This is a genomic window from Rhodanobacter geophilus, from assembly GCF_040812275.1.
In the GTDB taxonomy this organism is placed as follows: domain Bacteria; phylum Pseudomonadota; class Gammaproteobacteria; order Xanthomonadales; family Rhodanobacteraceae; genus Rhodanobacter_A; species Rhodanobacter_A geophilus.
This window is the reverse complement of the sequence record NZ_JBFOHL010000002.1, coordinates 245491-266315: the sequence shown is the minus strand read 5'-3', so window position 1 is coordinate 266315 and position 20825 is coordinate 245491. Positions and strand designations below refer to the sequence as shown.

The 20825-nt window shown below is 65.7% G+C and carries 22 protein-coding genes and 1 other RNA gene; 6 read left to right on the top strand and 17 right to left on the bottom strand.

What is annotated here, in order from left to right; translation table 11 throughout:
- Positions 1 to 98 precede the first annotated feature (98 nt).
- The 4 genes from ABQJ56_RS03385 (at position 99) to ABQJ56_RS03370 (ending at position 5685) form a co-directional block, all read left to right on the top strand.
- Positions 99 to 518, top strand: a complete 420-nt coding sequence (locus tag ABQJ56_RS03385; RefSeq protein WP_367843573.1) for a YciI family protein — start codon at positions 99 to 101, stop codon at positions 516 to 518.
- Positions 519 to 549: 31 nt separating this feature from the next.
- Positions 550 to 966 carry a VOC family protein gene (locus ABQJ56_RS03380; protein WP_367843572.1) on the top strand — a complete coding sequence of 139 codons (417 nt, stop codon included), beginning with the start codon at positions 550 to 552 and terminating at the stop codon, positions 964 to 966.
- A 107-nt stretch (positions 967 to 1073) separates the two neighbouring features.
- Positions 1074 to 2351 (top strand): RNA polymerase sigma factor, encoded by a 1278-nt coding sequence (locus ABQJ56_RS03375; RefSeq protein WP_367843571.1) that lies wholly within the window; start codon positions 1074 to 1076, stop codon positions 2349 to 2351.
- 115 nt (positions 2352 to 2466) lie between these two features.
- Positions 2467 to 5685, top strand: a complete 3219-nt coding sequence (locus tag ABQJ56_RS03370; RefSeq protein ID WP_367843570.1) for a WD40/YVTN/BNR-like repeat-containing protein — start codon at positions 2467 to 2469, stop codon at positions 5683 to 5685.
- A gap of 72 nt (positions 5686 to 5757) precedes the next feature.
- On the opposite strand, the gene ABQJ56_RS03365 is transcribed toward ABQJ56_RS03370, so the two are convergent.
- Positions 5758 to 5979 carry a hypothetical protein gene (locus tag ABQJ56_RS03365; protein ID WP_367843569.1) on the bottom strand — a complete coding sequence of 74 codons (222 nt, stop codon included), beginning with the start codon at positions 5977 to 5979 and terminating at the stop codon, positions 5758 to 5760.
- Between the two features lie 492 nt (positions 5980 to 6471).
- Between ABQJ56_RS03365 and ABQJ56_RS03360 the strand changes: the two genes are divergently transcribed.
- Positions 6472 to 8199 carry an RICIN domain-containing protein gene (locus ABQJ56_RS03360; protein ID WP_367843568.1) on the top strand — a complete coding sequence of 576 codons (1728 nt, stop codon included), beginning with the start codon at positions 6472 to 6474 and terminating at the stop codon, positions 8197 to 8199.
- A 489-nt stretch (positions 8200 to 8688) separates the two neighbouring features.
- On the opposite strand, the gene ABQJ56_RS03355 is transcribed toward ABQJ56_RS03360, so the two are convergent.
- From ABQJ56_RS03355 to ABQJ56_RS03295, 13 genes are all read right to left on the bottom strand, one after another.
- Positions 8689 to 10677 (bottom strand): phage tail tip lysozyme, encoded by a 1989-nt coding sequence (locus ABQJ56_RS03355; RefSeq protein WP_367843567.1) that lies wholly within the window; start codon positions 10675 to 10677, stop codon positions 8689 to 8691.
- Positions 10678 to 10776: 99 nt separating this feature from the next.
- Positions 10777 to 11271 (bottom strand): hypothetical protein, encoded by a 495-nt coding sequence (locus ABQJ56_RS03350; RefSeq protein ID WP_367843566.1) that lies wholly within the window; start codon positions 11269 to 11271, stop codon positions 10777 to 10779.
- Positions 11272 to 11453: 182 nt separating this feature from the next.
- Positions 11454 to 13394: a DUF927 domain-containing protein gene (locus ABQJ56_RS03345; RefSeq protein WP_367843565.1), complete on the bottom strand. Its 1941-nt coding sequence runs from the start codon at positions 13392 to 13394 to the stop codon at positions 11454 to 11456.
- Positions 13391 to 13813, bottom strand: a complete 423-nt coding sequence (locus tag ABQJ56_RS03340) for a hypothetical protein (RefSeq protein ID WP_367843564.1) — start codon at positions 13811 to 13813, stop codon at positions 13391 to 13393. Before ABQJ56_RS03340 ends, ABQJ56_RS03345 begins: the two co-directional genes overlap by 4 nt.
- Positions 13814 to 13821: 8 nt before the next feature.
- On the bottom strand, positions 13822 to 14130 hold the full coding sequence (locus tag ABQJ56_RS03335) for a CHC2 zinc finger domain-containing protein (RefSeq protein WP_367843563.1): 309 nt from the start codon (positions 14128 to 14130) through the stop codon (positions 13822 to 13824).
- Complete coding sequence (locus tag ABQJ56_RS03330; protein WP_367843562.1) at positions 14127 to 14462, bottom strand: hypothetical protein; 336 nt, start codon at positions 14460 to 14462, stop codon at positions 14127 to 14129. Before ABQJ56_RS03330 ends, ABQJ56_RS03335 begins: the two co-directional genes overlap by 4 nt.
- Entirely contained in the window at positions 14459 to 14773 is a 315-nt protein-coding gene (locus ABQJ56_RS03325) for a helix-turn-helix domain-containing protein (RefSeq protein ID WP_367843561.1), read from the bottom strand. The genes ABQJ56_RS03330 and ABQJ56_RS03325 overlap by 4 nt, the downstream gene beginning before the upstream one ends.
- Entirely contained in the window at positions 14773 to 15000 is a 228-nt protein-coding gene (locus ABQJ56_RS03320; protein ID WP_367843560.1) for a helix-turn-helix transcriptional regulator, read from the bottom strand. Before ABQJ56_RS03320 ends, ABQJ56_RS03325 begins: the two co-directional genes overlap by 1 nt.
- Before the next feature lie 67 nt (positions 15001 to 15067).
- Positions 15068 to 15475 (bottom strand): hypothetical protein, encoded by a 408-nt coding sequence (locus tag ABQJ56_RS03315; RefSeq protein ID WP_367843559.1) that lies wholly within the window; start codon positions 15473 to 15475, stop codon positions 15068 to 15070.
- 91 nt (positions 15476 to 15566) lie between these two features.
- Complete coding sequence (locus ABQJ56_RS03310) at positions 15567 to 15770, bottom strand: hypothetical protein (protein ID WP_367843558.1); 204 nt, start codon at positions 15768 to 15770, stop codon at positions 15567 to 15569.
- Positions 15767 to 16174: a hypothetical protein gene (locus ABQJ56_RS03305; protein WP_367843557.1), complete on the bottom strand. Its 408-nt coding sequence runs from the start codon at positions 16172 to 16174 to the stop codon at positions 15767 to 15769. Before ABQJ56_RS03305 ends, ABQJ56_RS03310 begins: the two co-directional genes overlap by 4 nt.
- Positions 16171 to 16494, bottom strand: coding sequence for a hypothetical protein (locus tag ABQJ56_RS03300; protein ID WP_367843556.1), 324 nt, complete (start codon positions 16492 to 16494; stop codon positions 16171 to 16173). Before ABQJ56_RS03300 ends, ABQJ56_RS03305 begins: the two co-directional genes overlap by 4 nt.
- On the bottom strand, positions 16491 to 16721 hold the full coding sequence (locus ABQJ56_RS03295; protein WP_367843555.1) for a hypothetical protein: 231 nt from the start codon (positions 16719 to 16721) through the stop codon (positions 16491 to 16493). Before ABQJ56_RS03295 ends, ABQJ56_RS03300 begins: the two co-directional genes overlap by 4 nt.
- A gap of 344 nt (positions 16722 to 17065) precedes the next feature.
- On the opposite strand from ABQJ56_RS03295, the gene ABQJ56_RS03290 reads away from it, so the two are divergent.
- On the top strand, positions 17066 to 17716 hold the full coding sequence (locus ABQJ56_RS03290) for an OB-fold protein (RefSeq protein WP_367843554.1): 651 nt from the start codon (positions 17066 to 17068) through the stop codon (positions 17714 to 17716).
- Between the two features lie 48 nt (positions 17717 to 17764).
- Here ABQJ56_RS03290 and ABQJ56_RS03285 read toward each other — a convergent pair whose 3' ends face one another.
- The 3 genes from ABQJ56_RS03285 to fabV all read right to left on the bottom strand — a co-directional run bounded on the left by ABQJ56_RS03285 (position 17765) and on the right by fabV (position 20797).
- Positions 17765 to 19000: a tyrosine-type recombinase/integrase gene (locus ABQJ56_RS03285; RefSeq protein ID WP_367843705.1), complete on the bottom strand. Its 1236-nt coding sequence runs from the start codon at positions 18998 to 19000 to the stop codon at positions 17765 to 17767.
- 154 nt (positions 19001 to 19154) lie between these two features.
- Positions 19155 to 19506: a transfer-messenger RNA gene (gene ssrA, locus ABQJ56_RS03280) on the bottom strand.
- 82 nt (positions 19507 to 19588) lie between these two features.
- Positions 19589 to 20797, bottom strand: coding sequence for an enoyl-ACP reductase FabV (fabV, locus tag ABQJ56_RS03275; RefSeq protein WP_367843553.1), 1209 nt, complete (start codon positions 20795 to 20797; stop codon positions 19589 to 19591).
- Positions 20798 to 20825 lie beyond the last annotated feature (28 nt).

Below are 20825 nucleotides of genomic sequence, written 5' to 3'. Positions count from 1 at the left end.
GAGAAATAAGTGCTGGCCGTGTCGATCCCGCAGCCCACCGTTCGTCGTACCGGTGAGAGCGCCACCGGGCGCCCCACCTCTCCAAGGGAGAAACGACGATGCGATGCATGGTGATCGTGAAAGCGGACCAGGACAGCGAAGCCGGCGTGATGCCGAAGACGGACCTGCTCGCCGCGATGGGCAAGTACAACGAGGAGCTGGTGAAAGCCGGCGTGATGCTGGCCGGCGAAGGCCTGCATCCCAGTTCCCGCGGCGCGCGTGTGCGCTTCGACGGCAGGCAGCGCACGGTGATCGACGGCCCGTTCGCCGAGAGCAAGGAGCTGGTCGCCGGCTTCTGGCTGTGGCAGGTGAAGTCGCTGGCGGAAGCGATCGAATGGCTGAAGCGCGCCCCGTTCGACGGCGGCACCGAGGTGGAGCTCCGCCCGGTGTTCGAGGCCGAGGACTTCGGCGCCGAGTTCACGCCCGAGCTGCGCGAGCAGGAAGAACGGCTGCGTGCACAGATCGACAACCGCCACTGACTCCCCTCCCCTTCCTCACCGGAGAACCGCCATGCAATTCGTCGCCTACCTCAATTTCGACGGCAACGCCGAGGCCGCCTTCGATTTCTACGCCCGCTGCTTCGGCGGCAAGGTCACCATGCGCGCACGCTATGGCGACGCGCCGCCCGAGATGCCCATGCCGGCGGAAATGCGCGACAAGATGATGCACGTACGACTGGAAGTGGGCGACCAGGTGCTGATGGCCTCGGACGCGATGGCGGCGCAATGCCCCTACACGCCGATCAAGGGCTGCTCGGTGTCGATCCAGCTCGACTCGCCCGAGCAGGCCGAACGCATCTTCCACGCACTGGCCGAAGGCGGCACGGTACAGATGCCGATCCAGCAGACCTTCTGGGCCGAGCGCTTCGGCTCGCTGGTGGACCGCTACGGCGTGCCATGGATGATCAACTGCCCGCCGGCGCGATGACGCCACCGCGTTCCTGTCGTGCCCACCGTCCCTGATCGCGGGGCGGCGACCGGACCACCTGCCGCTCCACTTGCCGTCGTGCAGCCGTGATGGTCTGATCGGTCGCCATGACGGCGACCGACACCCATCGCAGCATCGAAGCCATCTGGCGGATCGAATCGGCGCGGATCATCGCCGGGCTCGCACGCATGTTGCGCGACGTGGGCCTGGCCGAGGAGCTGGCGCAGGACGCGCTGGTGACCGCGCTGGAGCAGTGGCCGCAGACCGGCGTGCCGGACAACCCCGGCGCCTGGCTGATGACCACGGCGAAACACCGCGCGATCGACCGCCTGCGCCGCCACCAGCTGATGGAGCGCAAGCACGAGGAAATCGCCCGCGAGCTGGAGGCCGAGCAGGCCGATGCCATGCCCCGTTTCGACGCCATGCTTGACGATGACATCGGCGACGACCTGCTGCGGCTGATCTTCACCGCCTGCCATCCGGCGCTGCCCGCCGAATCGCGGGTGGCACTCACCTTGCGCCTGCTGGGCGGCCTCAGCACCGCCGAGATCGCCCGCGCCTTCCTGCAGCCCGAGCCGACCGTTGCCCAGCGCATCGTGCGCGCCAAGCGCACCCTGGCCGAGAAGCAGGTGCCGTTCGAGGTGCCGCGCGGCGAGGAACTCGCCGCGCGGCTGGACGCCGTGCTGGGCGTGATCTACCTGGTCTTCAACGAGGGCTACACCGCCACCGCCGGCGACGACTGGATGCGCCCCGCCCTGTGCGACGAAGCGCTGCGGCTGGGCCGCATCCTCGCCGGCCTGATGCCGCGACAGGCGTCGGTGTTCGGCCTGCTCGCGCTGATGGAGCTGCAGGCCTCGCGCACGCATGCGCGCAGCGGCCCCGACGGTGAACCGATCCGGCTGCTGGAACAGAACCGCGCACGCTGGGACCGGCTGCTCATCCAGCGCGGCCTCACGGCGCTGGAGCGCGCGCGGCAGCTGGGTGGCGATGCCGAGCCTTATACCTTGCAGGCCGCGATCGCCGCCTGCCATGCCCGCGCGCCTGCCGCGGAGCGGACCGACTGGGGCCGCATCGCCGCGCTGTACGCCACGCTCGCCGCCGTCGCGCCCTCGCCGGTGGTGGAGCTCAATCGCGCCGTGGCGGTGGCGATGGCCAGCGGGCCGGCAACCGGCCTCGCCCTCGTCGACGCACTGCGCGACGAGCCGATACTGGCGAACTACCACCTGCTGCCCGCGGTGCGCGGCGACCTGCTGGAGAAGCTCGACCGCCACGACGAGGCGCGGGCGGAATTCGAGCGCGCCGCCGCGCTCACCCGCAACGCGCGCGAACGCGAACTGCTGCGGAAGCGCGCCGCCGCCTGCGTGCAGCACGCGACGGACGGCTGAAACAGGCCACGTCGCGCGGCGCAAGATTTCGCGCACGCAATGCATGTCACCTGGCACCTGCATTCGCAGGGCATCGGCGTTATCTTCGCCGCTTGCTTCCCCCAGGGGTCTTGCCATGTCGCTGCGTCGTGCCGTGGGTCCGTTGCTCGTGTTCGCCTGCCTCTTGTCTGCGGCGACTCCCTTGTTCGCGGCAGGTGACGCACCGCCACCGGCATCCGCTGCCGGCGCACTGGAATGGCGGCTGGTGGGCCCGTTCCGCGGCGGCTGGGCCACCATGGCCGAGGGCGTGCCCGCGCAGCCGGACACGTTCTACATCGGCACCGCGGGCGGCGGCGTGTGGAAGACCACCGACGCGGGCCGCACCTGGCATCCGCTGATGGACCACGTGCCCGCCGCCCCGATCGGCGCGATCGCCGTGGCGCCGTCGAATCCGGAGATGATCTACGCCGGTACCGGCCAGGTGGCCGCGCGCTACGACGTCGCCGCGGGCAACGGCGTGTACCGCTCGGACGACGGCGGCAAGACCTGGCAGCATCTGGGCCTGGACGACAGCAGGCACATCGGCAAGATCCTGGTCGACCCGCACCACCCGGACACCGTGCTGGTCGGCGCGCTCGGCCACTACTTCGGGCCGAACCACGAGCGCGGCGTGTTCCGCTCCACCGACGGCGGCAAGACCTGGAAGCAGACGCTGTTCGTGGACGAGAACACCGGCGTGGTGGACATGGCCGCCGATCCGGCCAACCCGAACGTCGTCTACGCGGCCACGTGGCAGGTGCGCAACTGGCCGTGGCTGTCGTACTACCTGCCCAACGCGGGGCCGGGCAGCGGCCTGTACAAGTCCACCGACGGCGGCGTGAGCTGGCAGCGCGTGGCCGGCCACGGCTGGCCCGCCGGCGACCTCGCCCGCATCGGCCTCGCCACCGCGCGCGGCGACCGCGTGTATGCCGTGGTGAACGATGCCACGCATCCGGAACAGAGCGGCCTCTACCGCTCCGACGATGGCGGCGCGACGTGGCAGGCGCAAAGCCACGCCGGCTGGCTGCCGAACGACTACTTCAGTCGCATCACCGTCGATCCCGTCGACCCGGACCGCGTGTACTCGGCCGGCCAGTCGATCCGCCGCTCCGACGACGGCGGCAAGACCTGGCAGATCTTCAAGGGCGCGCCCGGCGGCGACGACTACCACTACCTGTGGATCGACCCGACGAACACGCAGCGCATGATCACCGCCAGCGACCAGGGCGCGGTGGTCACCGTCAACGGCGGCAAGAGCTGGAGCAGCTGGTACAACCAGCCCACCGCCCAGCTCTACCACCTGGGCGCGGACAACCAGTTCCCCTACTGGGTCTACGCCGGCCAGCAGGATTCCGGCACCGTGGGCATCGCCAGCCGCAGCGACTACGGCTCGATCTCCTTCCGCGACTGGAATCCGGTGGGTGGCGACGAGCGCGACTACGACCTGCCCTACCCGGGCGACCCGGGCATCGTGTTCGGCTCCGGCCTCGGCGGCCGCGTGTCGCGCTGGAACCGCAGCACCGGCGTGGTGCAGAACGTCGCGCCGTGGCCGGTGAGCAGCTACGGCCAGCGCGCCACCGATTTCAAGTACCACTACACCTGGATCACCCCGATCGCGTTCTCGGCCAAGCCGCCGTATGCGCTGTACGTGGGTGCGCAGGTGCTGTTCCGCAGCACCGACCAGGGCCAGCACTGGAGCGTGATCAGCCCCGAATTGAACGGCAAGCGGGCCGGCGCGCAGGACTGCAAGGGCAAGCCCACGCCGCAGCAGGCGCGCGACTGCGGCTACGGGGTGATCTTCAGCATCGCGCCCTCGCCGCGCGACAACGACGAGATCTGGATCGGCACCGACGACGGCCTGGTCCAGCTCACCCGCGATGGCGGCAAGCACTGGCACGACGTCACGCCCAAGAGCCTGCCGGCATGGGGCAAGGTCAGTTCGATCGATGTCTCGGCGCTGCAGCCCGGCACGGCCTACATCGCGGTGGACAACCATCGCCAGGCCGACTTCAGTCCGCACGTCTGGCGCACCAGCGACTACGGCACGCACTGGACCGACATCGCCGCAGGCCTGCCCGCGCACGACTTCGTCAGCGTGCTGCGTGCCGACCCGCAAAAGGCGGGGCTGCTCTACGCCGGCACGGATCGCGGCGTCTACGTGTCCATCGATGGCGGCGCACACTGGGCGTCGCTGCAGCGCAACCTGCCCACCGCCTGGGTGCGCGACCTGCTGGTGCACGGCGACGACCTGGTCGCCGCCACCCAGGGCCGCGCGATCTGGATCCTCGACGACGTGAGCCCGCTGCGCCAGGCCAGCACTGCGGCCGCCGTGCAGCTGTATGCACCGGCGCCGGCGATCCGCGTGCGCGCCAACGAGAACAAGGACACACCGCTGCCGCCCGGCACGTCGCTGGGCACCAACCCGCCCACCGGCGCCATCATCGACTACCGTCTCGCGCACGCGGTAGACGGCCCGCTGACGCTAAGCATCTACGACGACAAGGGCCAGCTGGTGCGTCGCTATGCCAGCGACGATCGCCCCGGGCAGCTCGACGCAGAACGCTACTTCGAGAAGGGCTGGCTGGGTTCGCCGCAGCAGCTCTCGGCCGCCGCCGGCATGCATCGCTTCGTATGGGACCTGCGCTACCCGCGCCCGCACGCCATCGAATACGGCTACAGCATCGCCGCCACCTGGGACAGCGACACCCCGCTCACGCCGGAAGGCCCACTGGTGCTGCCCGGCACGTACCAGGTGGTATTGCACGCCGACGGCAAGGATTACCGCGCCCCGCTCACCGTGACGATGGATCCGCGCGAACACGTGGCCACCGCCGACCTCGCCGCCGGCCTCGCCTTCTCGCGCCGCATCGGCGACACCTTGCAGCAGGTCCGGAGCAACTACGGCGAGGTGCAGGCGCTGCGCAAGCAACTGGGCGCATTGCACGCGAAGCTCGCCGGCGACGCGACGCACAAACCCCTGCTCGACGCGGTCGATGCCCTGGACGCCAAGGCCAAGCCACTGGTCAGCGGCAGCGGCGAGTACACCTCGAACCTGCACGCGATGAGCGACGCGCTCACCGCCATCGCCACCGACGTCGAGGGCGCCGACCGTGCCCCGACCGACGGCCAGCAGCAGGCCCTCGCCGAATACGACGCCAACCTCGGCAAGGCGCTGGCGCTGTGGCGGTCGATCCGCGGCACCGACCTGCCGCAGCTCGACCGGCAATTGCAGGCGGCCGATCTTCCCGCGCTGGAGATCACGGCAACCGGTGCGCCACGCCCCGACGCGGACGACGATTCACAGGACATCCCGTAGAGCCGTCGCCGTGCCACCCGGAAACGCAAGGGCCGCCCGATGGGCGGCCCTTGCCTATGGCGATGACGAGGCTCAGGACTGGCTGTCGTCGGCCGGTACGGCATCGGCGTCGCTTGCCGCAGTCTCAGCTTGTTCCTTCTTGCCGATCATCGATTCCAGCGCGCCCGCGCCCTTGAAGCCGGCCACAGCCGCGAGACCCTTGGTCAGCAGGCCCGCATTCGGATCGAGCTTCTCGGCACCCTCGACCGCGGCTACCGCACCAGCGACTTCACCCAAGGTATCCAGAATTCCCATGACGACCTCCCGCGTTTGGTAGGAGCGTCGAGCATGTGGCCGGCACCGTTACAGGCGAATGAATCCCGGCGCAAGTTCGCCCGTCGCGAACTTGCGAAAACATGGATGCCGCGATCGGGGCAATCCTTGGAGATCTTCACTCCATCCATCGCGCCAGGCTCCATTGCCGGCAGCATGGGTCGCCCTTCCGTTTCCTCGGATTGCATCACACTTTGAGGCATCCAACCCCTGCCTGAGCGATCGATGGCCGCATACTGGAACAGGGCAGCAGCCCAGCCGGACGCTGCTCCGGGGTGCGCATCGCACATGCACGCCACTCAGGCATTCGATGCGCCGTGAACCGCGATATCAGGCTTCTTCGCGCGGCCTGACACCTCTCGAACCACCAGGCACGCCGCTGCCCCTTGAATTGAACCGAGGTGGATCAGCACATGCTCGCAGCGTGCAGGCCGGTGCGTTCCCCATCCGTCCAGTCACGGGGAGGCCATAGCCATGAAAGCACGCCGACTGACCAGGGCCCTACTCTGCACGTTGGTCGTTACCGCCGGCGCCATCGGCAACATCCCGGCATCCAAGGCAAGCCCCATCGGGCAGCGGGACGCAACAGCGGTACGCCAGGCGGCCTACCCAACCGGGCAGGTCCGGACCACCGCAGGCAACGGCACGGGGCAATTTCGTTCCCAGTCCGCCGCGGCAGCGACCAGCGGCGCGATTCCCCGTTACGACCACGTCGTGGTCGTCATCATGGAAAACGCCGGCAGGAACAGCATCGTCGGCAATACCACCGATGCGCCGTACATCAATTCGCTCATGTCCAGTGGCGTGAATTTCACCCAATCCTACGCGGTGACGCATCCGAGCCAGCCGAATTACCTGGCCCTGTTTTCCGGATCCACCCAAGGCATCACGGATGACAGCTGCCCGTACACTTTCAACACGGACAACCTTGGCCACCAGCTGATCGCCGCCGGCTACAGCTTTGCCGGCTACTCGGAAACCCTGCCATCGACCGGATACACCGGATGCACGTATGGATCGTCCGGGTATGCGCGCAAGCACAGCCCGTGGGTGAACTTCAGCGACCTTGCGCCGTCGACGAACCAGCCCTACACCGCGTTCCCGAGCGACTTCACCCAGCTGCCGACGTTGTCGTTCGTGACCCCTAACCTGTGCGACGACATGCACGACTGCTCCATATCGACCGGCGACAGCTGGCTGGGCTCCCACATCGACAGCTACGTCAAATGGGCCAGGACCCACAACAGCCTGCTGATCCTGACCTGGGACGAGGACGACGACACCGCCGAGGCCAACCAGATCATCACGCTGTTCGACGGCGCGAACATCAAGCCGGGCAACTATGCGGAGAAGATCGATCATTATAGCGTGCTGCGAACGCTGGAAGGCATGTACGGCCTGGCCGCACTCGGCAACGCCTCCGCCGCCACACCGATCACCGACGTCTGGAGTACGGGCGCACTCGACTTCAGCATGACCACATCGCCGACATCGGTCGGCCTGAGTCAAGGGTCACAAGGCAGCGACACGGTCACCGTCTCCGGCTTCAACGGCTTCAGTTCGCCCGTCAAGCTGTCCATCTCCGGACTCCCGAGCGGCGTGACGGCGACGTTTTCCCCCGCGTCGCTGACACCCACGAACAACCGCAGCGCCACCTCCGTGCTGACGTTGTCCGCGTCGCCCGCAGCCGCCGTCGGCAGTGCAACGGTTACCGTGACCGGCACGGCCGGTTCGCTCACCCACAACAGCCCCATCAACCTCACCGTCAATCCACCCGCGGGCGTGGCGTACTGGGTAAAGAGCGTCAACTCGGGCATGGTCATGGACGACCGCGAGAGTTCGACCACCAGCGGCACGCAACTCATCCAGTATCCGGAAACCGGCCACGACAACCAGAAATGGATGCTCGCGCCCGATAGCGAAGGCTCATGGACCATCAAGAACGTGCTGAGCGGGCTGTGCGTGGCCACCGAGAATGCCTCCACATCCGCTCGTGCCGCCGTGGTCCAGGCGACCTGCACGGGCGCAACCGGGCAGGAATGGCAACTCCGGCCCCAGGGGAGTGGCAACGAACTGGTCAACCGGAACAGCGGTCAGTGCCTCGATGTGACCAATTCTTCAATTTTGGCGCGCACCCCGCTCATCCAGTACCCCTGCCACGGCGGCCCCAATCAGCAGTGGATCACGGTGCAGGCGAATTGAAGCATGTGCCACGAAATGCAGCCGAAACCGGATTGGCCATCGGACTGAAACCGATCACCGGTGTACAAAAAAGCCCGGCGATTACTTGCCGGGCTTTTCGTGGGTGGGTCTATCCAACAATCCTCGGCAAGCCTTGTCCTGCAACGAACTCTTGAGTTGCAGGCGGCGAAATGCCCCCAAAGATGCCCCCAGCGCCTCGCAGTGACTGCCTGGCTGGCGTTTGTCTGCGGGCTGGGCGAACCAATGGCCAGGGCACCCTCGCGCGTGCGATGCGGGAAGTCATGTCGACGTTTGCCAGTTTCCGTACGCATACCAACATTCACCAACAGCCCCGAACCTGCCCTGCTGGTCCGGTCAACCAGCTCGCACGCCTTAACATTTGTCAACAGGCGCGAACCTGACCACCGCCATGATTTCAACTTTTTTCAACTGATTGAATCCGGCCTGCCCTGCCGTCTTGGCGCTGTCGCACTTCATTGCACTTTGTGATCAGGTCAGGCCCGCGACGTTCGCGCCGATCAAGGGATGACTGACCATCGCCGACTGCATGCCCTTCGCCACGCCCTTGGCGTCCGTGGCCTTCGGCGCGTTCACCTGGAGCGTGCCGATGGTGACGCTGTTCGAGGTGTTGCCCTTCGCCTGCGCCCCTGCCTGTGCGCTGCGCATGACCGATGCAGGCTGCACCAGCCCGCGCGCATAGGCGGCCTGCGCTGGGGTCAGGCCGTAGCCGCTTGCCATGTGCTGGGCAAGGAGTGCCCGACGCTCGGCCTCACCAGCCGCATCCTTGGGGCGCTCATCCAAGACTGATACAAGCATGGCCGATGCACCGGCATTCGGGTCTTGCCCAAACGCCTTCATCAGGGGCTTGTTGTGCTTGACCTCGTAGGCATAGAACGCAAGCTGCTGCTCGTAGGACGACGCCTGGATCGGCAAGCCCATCACCTTCGCAAAATTGGCCTGCCGATCCGCGTGCCACTGGCCGATGCCATAGGCTTTGCCGTGGTCGCCGTATTGGTAGGGATTGAAGGCGCTTTCTGCCGAAATGTTGGCGGCCATTCCAATAGCCTGATTGCGCGTGAAGCCTTGCGACATGAAATAGTCAATCGCCTTCGATCCCCCCGGAGAGCCGGTCGAAGTGGGGCGCGCACCGATGCCAATATCCTTTGGCGACATCTTGCCAGATAGGATCTGTTGCGCCATCTGCCGATAGTCGGCATCGCTCATGGTGTCGGCGTAGCTGCGCCCAGCTAGCAGAAGAGCCGCCTGCATGGCCGTGCCTCGATAGGTGCTTTCCCTGCCCTGCACGCGCGCCCATAGCTCGTTATTGGTCGGCCCTTTGAGGTTCTTGGGCAGCGGCATTTCGTCTTCATACGTGCCGTCAGCGCGCTTCTTGCCGCCCAACGAATCGACATGGAGGGCGGCGATGCCGGTCAGCGCCACAAGTGCGATCCCGGCCGCGCCCCCAAGTCCCGCCATTGCGCCCCATGCGCCCGTGGTGGCCGTGCCGATCAATGGAATCAATCGACCGAAAACATTCACCATCTGCAACAAGGGAGCCAGCAGCTTGAGTGCCAGCACACCGCCCAGCACTTCTGCGATGGTCTTCCACCCGCCGAGCGACTTCACGACCTCATTCACCCTGTCGAGAAACGTCTCGATGCGCTTGATGATCTGGCCCCAGTCGACGCTGTCCAGCCAGTTGGCGAACTTCGTACCGAGCCGCTCAAGGATGGGCTCTAGGTGCGCAAAGATGCGTTCGCCTACTTGCCGGAACCGTTCCTGCAGATCCGCCCACTGCGCTTGCAGCTTCGCTGCCTGCTCGGAGCTTTCCTTGGTTGCGGCGCCGGTCAGGCTCGTGGTGTGGGCAAGCTGCTGCTGAAGCTTGTCTGGCCCCTGTATAAGCAGATTGAAGATGTCGCCGACGCCCAACTCCTGCGCTGCTTTCAGTGCCTGCTGTCGGTTATGAAACTCCGACAATCGTTTGCTGATGTTGATCAGCGTTTGTTCGGGGCTCTTGAGATCAATGCCAACCCCGTAAAATCGAGCGGCCTGCGTGAATGCAGAATGCCCGTGAAGTTGAGCTTCAGCCAAGCCGCCAGCTACCGATTGCAATGCGTTGGTGGCGTCCTGCCCGGACTGCCCCACCTCCCTGGCCGCCAGCTTCCACGCCTCCAGCTTCTGCGTGGACATGCCGAGGTTGGCAGCCATGCGCCCCAGAGCGGCCTCGCCATTCATGTTTGCGGCGATGAAGCCCTTGAGTCCATCACCCATCCCGAAGGCCGCCAGCGCGCCCAACACCTCGACCTTGAGTAGCGAGAAGGTGTGGGCTGCCTTCTTGCCGCTCTCGGCGATGATCTTCACCTGCTTGTCCGACGTCTCGCCCAACTTCGTCAGCGAGGTATCGACATCCTGCCGCTTCTTGTCGAAATCCCGCGTGTCCAGGCCAAGTGTGATGAAAAGAGCTTCGACGACGGTCATGGGGTTGTCTCCTGGCCGGCTATCGCCTGCCTTTTGCGGTTGCCGTTGCTGGCGGTGCGGGTTTCGGGATCGGCAGCCAGCCGCCCGGTGAGTAGTGCATCAATCACGATTCACCTCGTTGTCTCGATCAGGGTGGAAGTCGCCGCAGCCGTGGCGCTGCATCGGGTAGTGCGTCCCGTGGCCGCAAGCGCAGGTGTTCACGCCTGCCACCGGGTTCACGGGGTCGGGTTGGAAGCTGGCGCATGTCTCGCACGTCACGCGAGGGCGCGGGATGTAGCCGCCTGCCTTGCGGATCGCGCACCACGGACAACCGATGGCGCGTGCCCAGCCGTTGACCATCGGCAGACAGGCGGCGATGGACGGATGCACGAACACCGGGCCGCAGCGCTGGCAGTGGATCGCCGCTGTGTCGTCCAGGGGAGCCTTGCCCGCCTGCCGGGTCGCAGCGTCGCCGAGGGCGCGCAGGTAGTCCGGCAGCGCCTCGGCGGGTACGGTCGACCACAACGACAAGTCTGCGGACGGGATGCGGACAACCGCCGCACGATCGATGCCCAACTGGTCGGCCAGCTCCAGCAATGCGGCGCGCGTGTCCACCCTCACAGCAGGGTCAGCCGGTGGCACTTCCATCATTTTCGCTGCGCCCCCGCTTTTTTCGGTGGGGACTGTGGGGACGGTGGGGACGTGGCTTGCCACAAGGGCTCGCGGTGTCCCCACTTCCTGCCGGGGGCTGGGGACACTGGGGACAAGACCGTGTGCCTGAAGGATCGCCGCGACGTTCATTCGTCACCCCACAAGGCCGGCGTGATGACGTACACGCGCGTGCGGCGCTCGTCCGGTAGCAGCGTCTTGCGCGTGAGCCGGCCATCGCCGCCCACTTCCAGCGCCCCCGCATCGGCGAGCGCCTTTGCCACCGCGCCAGCGTCGAAGCCGTTGCACAACTCGCGCTTGAACGCCTCGGCTTCCACGTAGTACGTGGGGCCATCCGTGCCCGCCTTGCGGAAGCCGGCGCGGTTGATCGTGCGCGGTGATCGGTCATCGGCGCTCCAATCGGTGAACCGCGATTCGCCATGCGCCGAAAGGAACGCCCGTACCTGGTCGACCATCGCCACTGGTTCGGACGCCTGTGCCGTGCCTCGTCCTGCCAGCCATGCCGCAAAGCACGTCGATGCTGCGCACTGCGCCTCGCCCGTCTCCCAGCCGGTCAGGCGGTAGGCCGTCGCCAGTTCACCCGCTGCCGCGACCAAGGCGAAGCGCTGCGCCACGCGCCGCACCTGCCCGTTCGCATCGTCGCCGGCAAGCTCCGTCGCGATGCTGTCGCGAAGACTCGCCAGTGCCTCGCGTGCCCTGCCCGGATCAGCCACCAGTGCCCGCAGGAGCGCCGGCAATGCGTGCCCGTAGTGCTTCGCGCTGGCGGACTTGAGCATGTCGGCGAACGCGCCCGCCGTCATGCCGTCTGGTACGCGGTCGAACAGGCCATGTCCCGCACCCGCATCGGCGGGCAGGTCGATCACACGCACTTCCTGCCCCGCGCGTACCTTGCCGCCCGCTTGCGTCACCAGATCCGAGAGCGCCACCTCGCCAGATGACAGGAACAGGGTGCGCCAGGTGGTCAGCGCACGGGGCGAGCCGTCGCGCGCGGCACGTCCCTTGCCCTGACCGTTCGCCAACATGTAGGCGGTCTGCCCTGCGAGCTTCGGCGCCAGCTCGCCGATTTCGTCCAGCACCAGCAGCAGGTCGGAGTGCATGCCGGCGACGCCTTCCAGGCCGTTGTCGGTGTGCCGCCAGGTCCGCAGGTAGTCGGGCGAGCCGAACAGCGAAGCGGCCACCAGCAGGGCCGTGGTCTTGCCGGTGGAGCTGCCACCACGCAGATGGATGCCGCCACCTGCCATGCCCAGCAGTCCAAGGCACGGACCAGCGAAGCCGGCGCAGATCGCCAGCACCAGTCGCGCGTTGCCGGCGCAGCATGCCGCTACTTCCTCGCGCCAACCGTCCAGGTTGCCGTGCTGACCCAACGTCACACCGTCCATCGTCGCAGCTTGGAACAGCACCGGCTCGGCATCGGTGTCGCCAAAGGTTTCGCGCGGCAGGACGAACACGTCACCATGCCAGCCGGTGCGCTTCACGCATTGCGCAGTCACGCCCGGGCGTTCGCCCTGAATGTAGTCCACCAGCTTCATGCGATCCCGCGACGATGACGTGATGGTCAGCCCTTCGGCCAGCAGCTCGCCACGCAGTTCCTCACCGCTGCCGGCGAGCATCCGCATAGGCATCGTCCATCGATGCATGCGGCGGTCGCGATCGGGGAACACCAGCAAGCGCCCCCACTCGCTGCCCTGCGCGTCGCGGGTCATCGCGGACACCTTGAGCGGCGAGCAAACCCAGACCGGCGTGGCCTGCCCGGTGGTAGTGCCGTCCTTGTCGCGGGCCACGTCGCACCAATAGACGCCAGCCCGCTGGTTGCCGTCGTGGTGCTCCAGCAGCAGGAAATGCGGGCGCGGTTCGGGCTTGTCCCCACTGTCCCCACTGCCGTCGGCTGGCTGGGGACGGCTTGAGGCCTTGTGTGGTGCGGTGTCCCCAGCGTCCCCACTGTCCCCGGTGTTTTCGACATGGGCGCGACGCCGCGGCGGCTGCAGGCGATCCAGCATGGCCAGTTCACGCTCGGCGCGATCCTCCAGCGAGCGGACGTAGGGGTTCACCGGTTCGGCGGATGCGTTCATGCCAGTGCCTCCCTGGCGTGCTGGATGCGATCCGCTGCCCGCACCAGCCGTTCCACGTCATCGTCGACCAACGTCTTGCCGGCGAGCATGTCGCGTGCGGCCAGCAGCACGATGCCGGACTCCCGACCCAGCACGCCCAGTGCTGCATGCCAGCCGTTGCGCTTAAACGCTTCACGGGCACGCTGGCGCGCTTCCGGCGACGGGTCGCGGATGCGCTCGGGGAACAGGTCGGCCAGTTCCAAGTCCAGCGTGCGAAGGATCGCCGGGGCGTCGTGGCAGGCGAAGCAGGACAGCAGGATGCGCCCGTCATCCGCCTCGGTGATGGACAGCGAGCCGCGGGCCTTCGCATGGCCGTTCGGGCAGTTCGCGCGCCAGCCGTCACCGCTGCGCCGCACACCCTCCAGTCGGGACAAGAGCATGGCGGCGTTCATGCCCGCCCCCTGAACCCGATCAGATCCCGCACTGCTTCCTTGAACGGCAGTTCGGTGCGGGCCATGTGGAAGGCCACCATGTCGCCGTGAGCACCGCAGGCGGGGCAGTGATAGGCGCCCTTCCGGCTGGTCAGCCTCACCCTCAGCGATGGCGAATGATCGTCGTGGAACGGACATGGCACCATCGCCCAACCATCGGAGGCGATGTTGCCCAGCTTGTCCAGGTGTTGCGCGTAGTAGTTAGCCGGATCTGGCAGGCGGTCGTGCCAGTCCTTCGGCAGGTAGGTGCTCGGTGAGCGGCTCATGCCTGCAGCTCCTTGGCCTGGTCCGCGGCCTTCTTGCTGAGGCGATCGAGTTCTCTCTTGAACTTGGGGAAGCCCCGGCTCTCGGCAATGGCTTCGAAGTCGTTTTCTGCCATGCGGTAGTACTCCCTGTACTTGGCTTGCATGGCCTGCCCTTCGAAGGTGGAGCGACGCTCCTCCAGGGACATCTCCAGAATCTTGGCCATCGTGACCAGGAGATCGGCCATTTCAGCTGTCATGCCGCTGCGGAGGTAGCGCCTGTGCGTGCGCTCGTGAGAGGCGCTCTTGCCCGCGGCGTTACGCCTGGATTGAATGAAAGCGGCGAAGCGATTCATCGCGCACCTCCAGGCATGAGCGTGTACAGCGCCACGTTGTGGTGCGCACGTCCCTGATCGTCGTAACGGCCTACGCGCACGGTGACGATGTTGTGGCCCTCGTCGCGCAGTTCCTTGACGCGCATCGCCGGGTGCATGACGTTGAGGTCACGGCGCGCGGCGAGCGTGTCGATGGCCTCATGCCTCAGGTGGGCCAGCAGGCGCATACGCTGGGCGGCGGTGCTGGTGTCGGTGATAGACTGAGGCTGTCCGCCAAGACAAACCTCGTTGCCCGCCTCGCGCGGGCTTCGTCGTTTCTGGGGGCGGCTCATCACGCAGCCTCCTTGCCGATGGACTCGGCGAACGCACGCACGTCGGCTTCACGCCAGACGGTGCAGCCCGGAGAAAGCTTGATCGGTGCCGGTGCCTTGCCGGCCTTCACCCAGCTCCACCACGTCGAAGCGGTGACCGGCAGCAAACCGGGCGTACCGGTGCGGCGGTTGCGGGTGATATCGGAGACGCGCAGGTACGCGTGTGTCGCTACTACTTCGGATGCCATTTTGCCGCCCTTTGTTGAATCGGACGGCTATGGACATTAAGCACATGGGGACTGCGAAACTTCCCCTTTACCCCCTACGGGTAGCTTTTTGAGTACCGATCAGCGCATTGCGCGCCGCCTTGTAGGAAAGGCCGATCTTCACGTGTACCTGATCGGCACATACGTCTCTGCTCTTGTACTTGCCCGACGCCCATTCGGCGCGCACTGCGCCAGCTAGGTCGTGACTACCACCGGGTGCAGCATGGCGCTTCATGACAGCGGCCTTGCCTTTGTCACCAGCGATTACCTGCTGGGCACGGACAACGGCGACTGCCACCTGCAAGATGATTCCAGCAGGTGCCCCAGGCTTCAGATGGTCGCGCAACTCGGCGTGCAGGATTTCAACAATTTTCAACAATTCGGGCGGAAGGTTCTTTTTCTTCCGATCACGCCATTGCGGATCGTGTTCCATCGGATCGCGAACATGGATGGGCATCACGCACACCTCTGCGCCCTTCAAGAGGTGCCGCGCCAGCCAGGGAAGGTGCCCGGTGTTCGGGGATCAGCCTAGGCGCGGCGTGAAAGGATTAGGTACTTGTCACTGACTCAGACTCATGCGCGCCAGCCTGAAGATCGGCGGCGAGCTGGCGGGCTTGTTTTGGGGTCAGCAGCAGGTCGCTGGCGTACGTGCCATTGACCACCATGCCGAGGGTCACGCCATCGGCAGAGGCATAGACCTGGGCCTCGATGCCGTCGACGGGGATGGGGGTGGACTGCCAGGTGGTGCTCATGCCTTCGCCCCCCGCTTTCCGGTACGCGCGGCCAGCTCGTCGAACGCAGCGAACAACGCCTGCTCGGCATCCTTGATGCTCTCCAAATCGACGCCCAGCGAGGCGATCCACGCTTTCACGCGGTTGCGCTTCTCGATCAGCTTGCGGCCCTCGGCGATGTCGCGGCGCATCTCGGCCATGGTCGGGCCTTTGACGGCACCCCATTTCTTGTCTAGAAGCTCCATCAACTGCCGAACCCTTGGGGGTAGACACTCTCTCGGATCGATGCCTTCCGTCTCCTCGGTTTCCCACTTGCTTCTGTTACGAATCATCCACCTGTGCCGCGCGTCCACCTCCACGCGGTTCATCCGCCGCTTGGCCTGCCGCTGCACCTTTGCCGGGAACTGCAGGACGACGGCGCTCATAAGCAGCCCTCCTTTGATTTGGCGTTGCGTGTCCGCAAATCGTATTGCGCGCCCGCCCCGATGTGTTGCAAGTCGCTCGCGAGGTTGGCCAAGAAGGTCAACAGATAGCCCGTGTTGGACATCGTCTCGCTTTGCAGATCCTCGTGCGCAGCGTCCTGGGTCATCCAGTCGCCGATGGCGGCGATGCCACTCAGAACCGGCACGAGCGCATTCCGAGCGGCCTGCGCTTTGAATTCTGGCTTCATATTCGGGACGTTGAGGAGCTCGCCGATGCCGAGCACTTCGCTCATGGCGATCGTCGTGTCTGCGCGAGCGTTCATGCGTGGGCCTCCGCCGAGGTGTTGCAAATCTCTTTCAGTCGCGCGATGTAGTCACGCAGCAGCCAGCCGATTCCATCCAGGACGACCTCCGGCGAGGCCAGCACAGCACGCGCATCTACCAGGCATTCAAGAACGGCGTTGGCTTGGTATGCCAGCTTGTCGGCTTCGTCCACAAGATTCAGAGGAAGCACGTAGTTGCTGCGTTGGGTTGCGCTTTCGTTTGCCATGACTCCACCTCTGCACTTGATGCTGAAGGAGCCACCAGGCCGTTGCGGCAAGGTGGCGGACGTGCAGGGTTGGCGAACCGGCCTACTAGGAAACCGGCCAGCCCGAAGGCTGCCCTGCACGCCCACCATAGAAGCGTAGGCATGACGCAACGGGCACAAAAAAAGCGCCATCGGCGCCGTTGCGCCTAGTAGATGACAGGTCGCCAAACCTGGCCCCCGAATTGGCGGGGACGGTGCTAGGCTGCTACCGTTCGCGCAGAAATGCAAGGGTGTGGTGCGTCGGTGACCGAAAGCACCTCACCCAACATATTGAGCGGTCGCACAACCATCGCCTCGGGGGAAGCATGGCTCTCATCAAATGTCCTGATTGCGGGCAGGAAATCAGTGATCAGGCGCCATCCTGCATTAAGTGCGGAAGACCTCTTCTAAAGACTCCCTCGGCGCCTCCAGAATTCACCGTTTCCCGAAACAAGCCACAACCTAAGAAGAAATCAACCTCACTGCTTGGATGGATTGTCGTCCTGGTGCTGGGCTGGATCGCCTATGAGTTCATCGCCTCCAGCTATTCCGGCTATGTAGCTCGATCGAAGGCGTACGAAGCTCAATCGGAAAGCCCTCAAGATCCGACGCCGCAGGGTGATGGCGCAGATGCCGCATCGACAGCGCCAGAAGCGCCTGCAGAACCAAGAATGCAAGTCACGCCAGCACTTCTGTATCAGATGTACAACGCCAACGAAGTGGCTGCCGATGACAAGTTCAAAGGGCGTTTGTTGGAGCTAACCGCCCCTGTAAATTCCATTGACAAGGACTTCACCGACTCAGCCGTTTTGCGTTTTGAGGTAGCCGCCTACACATACGTGCAGGCAACACTAGATGACAGTCAGAAGCCACGCGCTGCGCAGCTGAGCATTGGTCAGCCAGTCTCCCTTGAGTGCCAATCCGTACACAGAATCCTGGATTCTCCGATGCTCGATCATTGCATCATCGTGAACTAAACAGACCTACCCGATCGGTCTAAAAACCCCGCCGCAGCGGGGTTTTTGTTAGGCCCTCTTCCGCTTGAACGCCACCACGTCGCCACCGACGCGTAGCGCGTCCAGATAGTCCGCCCAGCCCTGCATCATCTTCCGCCGCTCGGCCAAGTGCGCCGTGCGGTTGTAGGCACGTCCGTTCGGGTCTTTCACGGCATGGGCTAGCTGGTGCTCGATGAAGTCGGGGCGGTAACCCAGCACCTCGTCCAGGATCGTGCGAGCGGTGGCGCGGAAGCCGTGGGCCGTCATGCTGTCGGTGCCGAAGCCCATGCGCCGCAGGGCCGCGTTGATCGCGTTGTTGCTCATCGGGCGGCGTGGTGAGCGACCACCGGGAAACACGTATTGCCCTCGCCCGGTCAACGGCTGCAACTCGCGCAGGATCGCCACCGCCTGCTTGCACAGTGGCACCAGGTGCGGCTGGCGCATCTTCATCTTGCCGGCGGGGATGTTCCACTCTGCCGCGTCCAGGTCGATTTCCGCCCACTCTGCATGCCGAAGCTCACCGGGGCGCACGAACAGCAGCGCGGACAGGTTCAGCGCCGCACGCGTGGTCACGTCGCCGGTGTAGCCCTCGATGGCACGCAGCAGGCCGCCCAGCACGGCAGGATCGGTGATTGCGGCATGGTGGCGCTCTGCCGGCGAAGCGATCGCGCCTTTCAGGTCGGCCACGGGGTTCCGGTCCGCACGCCCGGTGGCGATGGCGTAGCGCATGATTTGCCCGCAGGTTTGCAAGACGCGGTGCGCGGACTCGATGGCGCCGCGTTCCTCCATCCGGCGCCCTACCCGCAGGAACTCCGGCGCGCTCAGTTCGGCCACGGGACGCGCGCCGATGTACGGATAGACGTCGTTCACCATCCACGCCTCGACCTTGACCCGGTAGTGCTCTACCCACGTCTGCTTGCCCAGCCACTCGCGGGCGATCACCTCGAAGCTGTTGGCTGCGCGTTCCTCGCCTGCGGCTTTCTCGGCCTTGCGGTGTTCGCCCGGGTCGATGCCAGCCGCCAATAGCTTGCGGGCCGCGTCGCGCTTGTCGCGGGCATCAGCCAGGCCGGTGTCGGGGTAGATGCCGATAGCGAGGCGCTTTTCCTTGCCGTTGATCCGGTACTTCCAGCGCCACAGCTTGCCGCCCGCCGGGGAGACTTCCAGGTACAGGCCGCCACCGTCGAACAGGCGTTGCGGCTTGTCGGCAGGCTTGGCTTTGCGGATCGCGGTATCGGTGAGCATGGGGGCATCCTCGCTTGGGGGCATCGCATCTCGGCGGATGCCCCATGCCCCACAGAATGCCCCCACCAAGGGCCGGATTGCAATGGATGCCCCCGGACGGTATCGGACAAGAAAAAGGCCGGAACCGTTGCTATCGCTAGGGTTTCCGGCCTTTATTGGACGCCGCTGGACGGCGAATTGGTGGAGGTGGGGGGAGTCGAACCCCCGTCCGAAGGCGCTTGACGCCCGGTACTACATGCTTAGCTCACCGTTGGGTCTCGTCCCGCGACAGCACGATGTGCGAGGCGCATCGAAGGACCAGCCTGCTTGATTTGACCCTGGCCGACAGGCGGCGGCTTCGGGCGATCCCGTGATAATGACCCTACACCGACGAGCACGAGCACAAGTGGGTTCGGGGCTAGGCCTTAAGCGGCCAGAGCGTAGTTGTCGTCGTTGGCAACTATGAGTTTGCGGCTGGATTAACGAGGAAAGCTGCCCCCTCGGCATGCACCAAGCCATCTCACTACCCCCGTCGAAGCCAGTACACCCCCGGGGAAAACGTCGTGGCCGGGCAAGTATATGGGGTCGCGGCGCAAGGCATCAATGCGATGCGCCGCGATGGCGTGTCGCTCGTTACATCTCCACGCAGTCGAAACGACGATCCGCATCCACTTCGGCTTCGTAGTCCACGTCGCCGCGGTCGAAGCCGAACAGCTTGAGGAACTCGTGCTTGTAGCCGGCGTAGTCGGTGACCTGCTTGAGGTTTTCGGTGGTGACGGTGGGCCACAGCGTCTTGCAGGCGTCCTGCACGTCGTCGCGCAGCTCCCAGTCGTCCAGGCGCACGCGGCCTTCGGCGTCGGTGGGCAGGGCGGCGCCGTCGGCGCGATAGAGGCGGTCGTGGAACAGGCGGTTGATCTGCTCGATGCAGCCCTCGTGGATGCCCTTTTCCTTCATGATCCGGAAGGCGATGGAGACGTAGAGCGGGATCACCGGGATCGCGGCGCTGGCCTGGGTGACCACGGACTTCATCACGCCCACGCGCGCGTCGAGGCCTTCGGCGGCGTGGCGCTCGCGCAGTGCCCTGGCGGTGTTGTCCAGGTGCTGCTTGGCCTGGCCCAGGGTGCCATGCCAGTACATCGGCCAGGTGATCTCGGTGCCGATGTAGCTGTAGGCGATGGTCCTGGCGTCCTTCGCCAGCACGCCGGCGGCGCCCAGCGCGTCGATCCACAACGCCCAGTCCTCGCCGCCCATCACGGTGACGGTGTCCTTGATTTCCTGTTCGGTGGCCGGCTCGATGGTGGCCTCGATCACGGCGTCCTTGTTGGTGTCTACCGAGGTGTTGGTGAACGGCTGGCCGATGGTCTTGAGCGCGGAGCGCGCCACTTCGCCGCTGTCCGGCAGCTTGCGCACGGGCGAGGCCAGCGAATAGACCACCAGGTCGATCGGGCCACCCATCTCGTTCCTGATGATCTCGATCGCGCGCGCGCGGGTCTCGTGGGCAAACGCGTCGCCGTTGATCGACTTGCTGTACAGGCCGGCCTGCTTGGCCGCCTTGTCGAACGCGGCGGCGTTGTACCAGCCGGCGGTGCCGGTCTTGTCCTCGCTGCTGGGTTTCTCGAAGAACACGCCCAGCGTGGCCGCGCCGTAGCCGAACGCGGCGGTGATGCGCGAGGCCAGGCCGTAGCCGGTGGAGGCACCGATCACCAGCACGCGCTTCGGGCCCCTGCCGCCGTCGTGGATCGCGGCCTTGGTGGTGGCGATCTGCTCGGCCACGTTGCGTTCGCAACCGACCGGATGGGCCGTGACACAGATGAAGCCGCGCACTTTGGGTTTGATGATCACTGGGACTCGCTCCGCATGGGAATTGCAA

Coding starts and splice junctions, on each gene's coding strand:
- ABQJ56_RS03385 (WP_367843573.1), top strand. CDS start 99: ATGCGATGCATGGTGATCGTGAAAGCGGACCAGGACAGCGAAGCCGGC.
- ABQJ56_RS03380 (WP_367843572.1), top strand. CDS start 550: ATGCAATTCGTCGCCTACCTCAATTTCGACGGCAACGCCGAGGCCGCC.
- ABQJ56_RS03375 (WP_367843571.1), top strand. CDS start 1,074: ATGACGGCGACCGACACCCATCGCAGCATCGAAGCCATCTGGCGGATC.
- ABQJ56_RS03370 (WP_367843570.1), top strand. CDS start 2,467: ATGTCGCTGCGTCGTGCCGTGGGTCCGTTGCTCGTGTTCGCCTGCCTC.
- ABQJ56_RS03365 (WP_367843569.1), bottom strand. CDS start 5,979: ATGGGAATTCTGGATACCTTGGGTGAAGTCGCTGGTGCGGTAGCCGCG.
- ABQJ56_RS03360 (WP_367843568.1), top strand. CDS start 6,472: ATGAAAGCACGCCGACTGACCAGGGCCCTACTCTGCACGTTGGTCGTT.
- ABQJ56_RS03355 (WP_367843567.1), bottom strand. CDS start 10,677: ATGACCGTCGTCGAAGCTCTTTTCATCACACTTGGCCTGGACACGCGG.
- ABQJ56_RS03345 (WP_367843565.1), bottom strand. CDS start 13,394: ATGAACGCATCCGCCGAACCGGTGAACCCCTACGTCCGCTCGCTGGAG.
- ABQJ56_RS03340 (WP_367843564.1), bottom strand. CDS start 13,813: ATGCTCTTGTCCCGACTGGAGGGTGTGCGGCGCAGCGGTGACGGCTGG.
- ABQJ56_RS03335 (WP_367843563.1), bottom strand. CDS start 14,130: ATGAGCCGCTCACCGAGCACCTACCTGCCGAAGGACTGGCACGACCGC.
- ABQJ56_RS03330 (WP_367843562.1), bottom strand. CDS start 14,462: ATGAATCGCTTCGCCGCTTTCATTCAATCCAGGCGTAACGCCGCGGGC.
- ABQJ56_RS03325 (WP_367843561.1), bottom strand. CDS start 14,773: ATGAGCCGCCCCCAGAAACGACGAAGCCCGCGCGAGGCGGGCAACGAG.
- ABQJ56_RS03320 (WP_367843560.1), bottom strand. CDS start 15,000: ATGGCATCCGAAGTAGTAGCGACACACGCGTACCTGCGCGTCTCCGAT.
- ABQJ56_RS03315 (WP_367843559.1), bottom strand. CDS start 15,475: ATGCCCATCCATGTTCGCGATCCGATGGAACACGATCCGCAATGGCGT.
- ABQJ56_RS03310 (WP_367843558.1), bottom strand. CDS start 15,770: ATGAGCACCACCTGGCAGTCCACCCCCATCCCCGTCGACGGCATCGAG.
- ABQJ56_RS03305 (WP_367843557.1), bottom strand. CDS start 16,174: ATGAGCGCCGTCGTCCTGCAGTTCCCGGCAAAGGTGCAGCGGCAGGCC.
- ABQJ56_RS03300 (WP_367843556.1), bottom strand. CDS start 16,494: ATGAACGCTCGCGCAGACACGACGATCGCCATGAGCGAAGTGCTCGGC.
- ABQJ56_RS03295 (WP_367843555.1), bottom strand. CDS start 16,721: ATGGCAAACGAAAGCGCAACCCAACGCAGCAACTACGTGCTTCCTCTG.
- ABQJ56_RS03290 (WP_367843554.1), top strand. CDS start 17,066: ATGGCTCTCATCAAATGTCCTGATTGCGGGCAGGAAATCAGTGATCAG.
- ABQJ56_RS03285 (WP_367843705.1), bottom strand. CDS start 19,000: ATGCCCCCAAGCGAGGATGCCCCCATGCTCACCGATACCGCGATCCGC.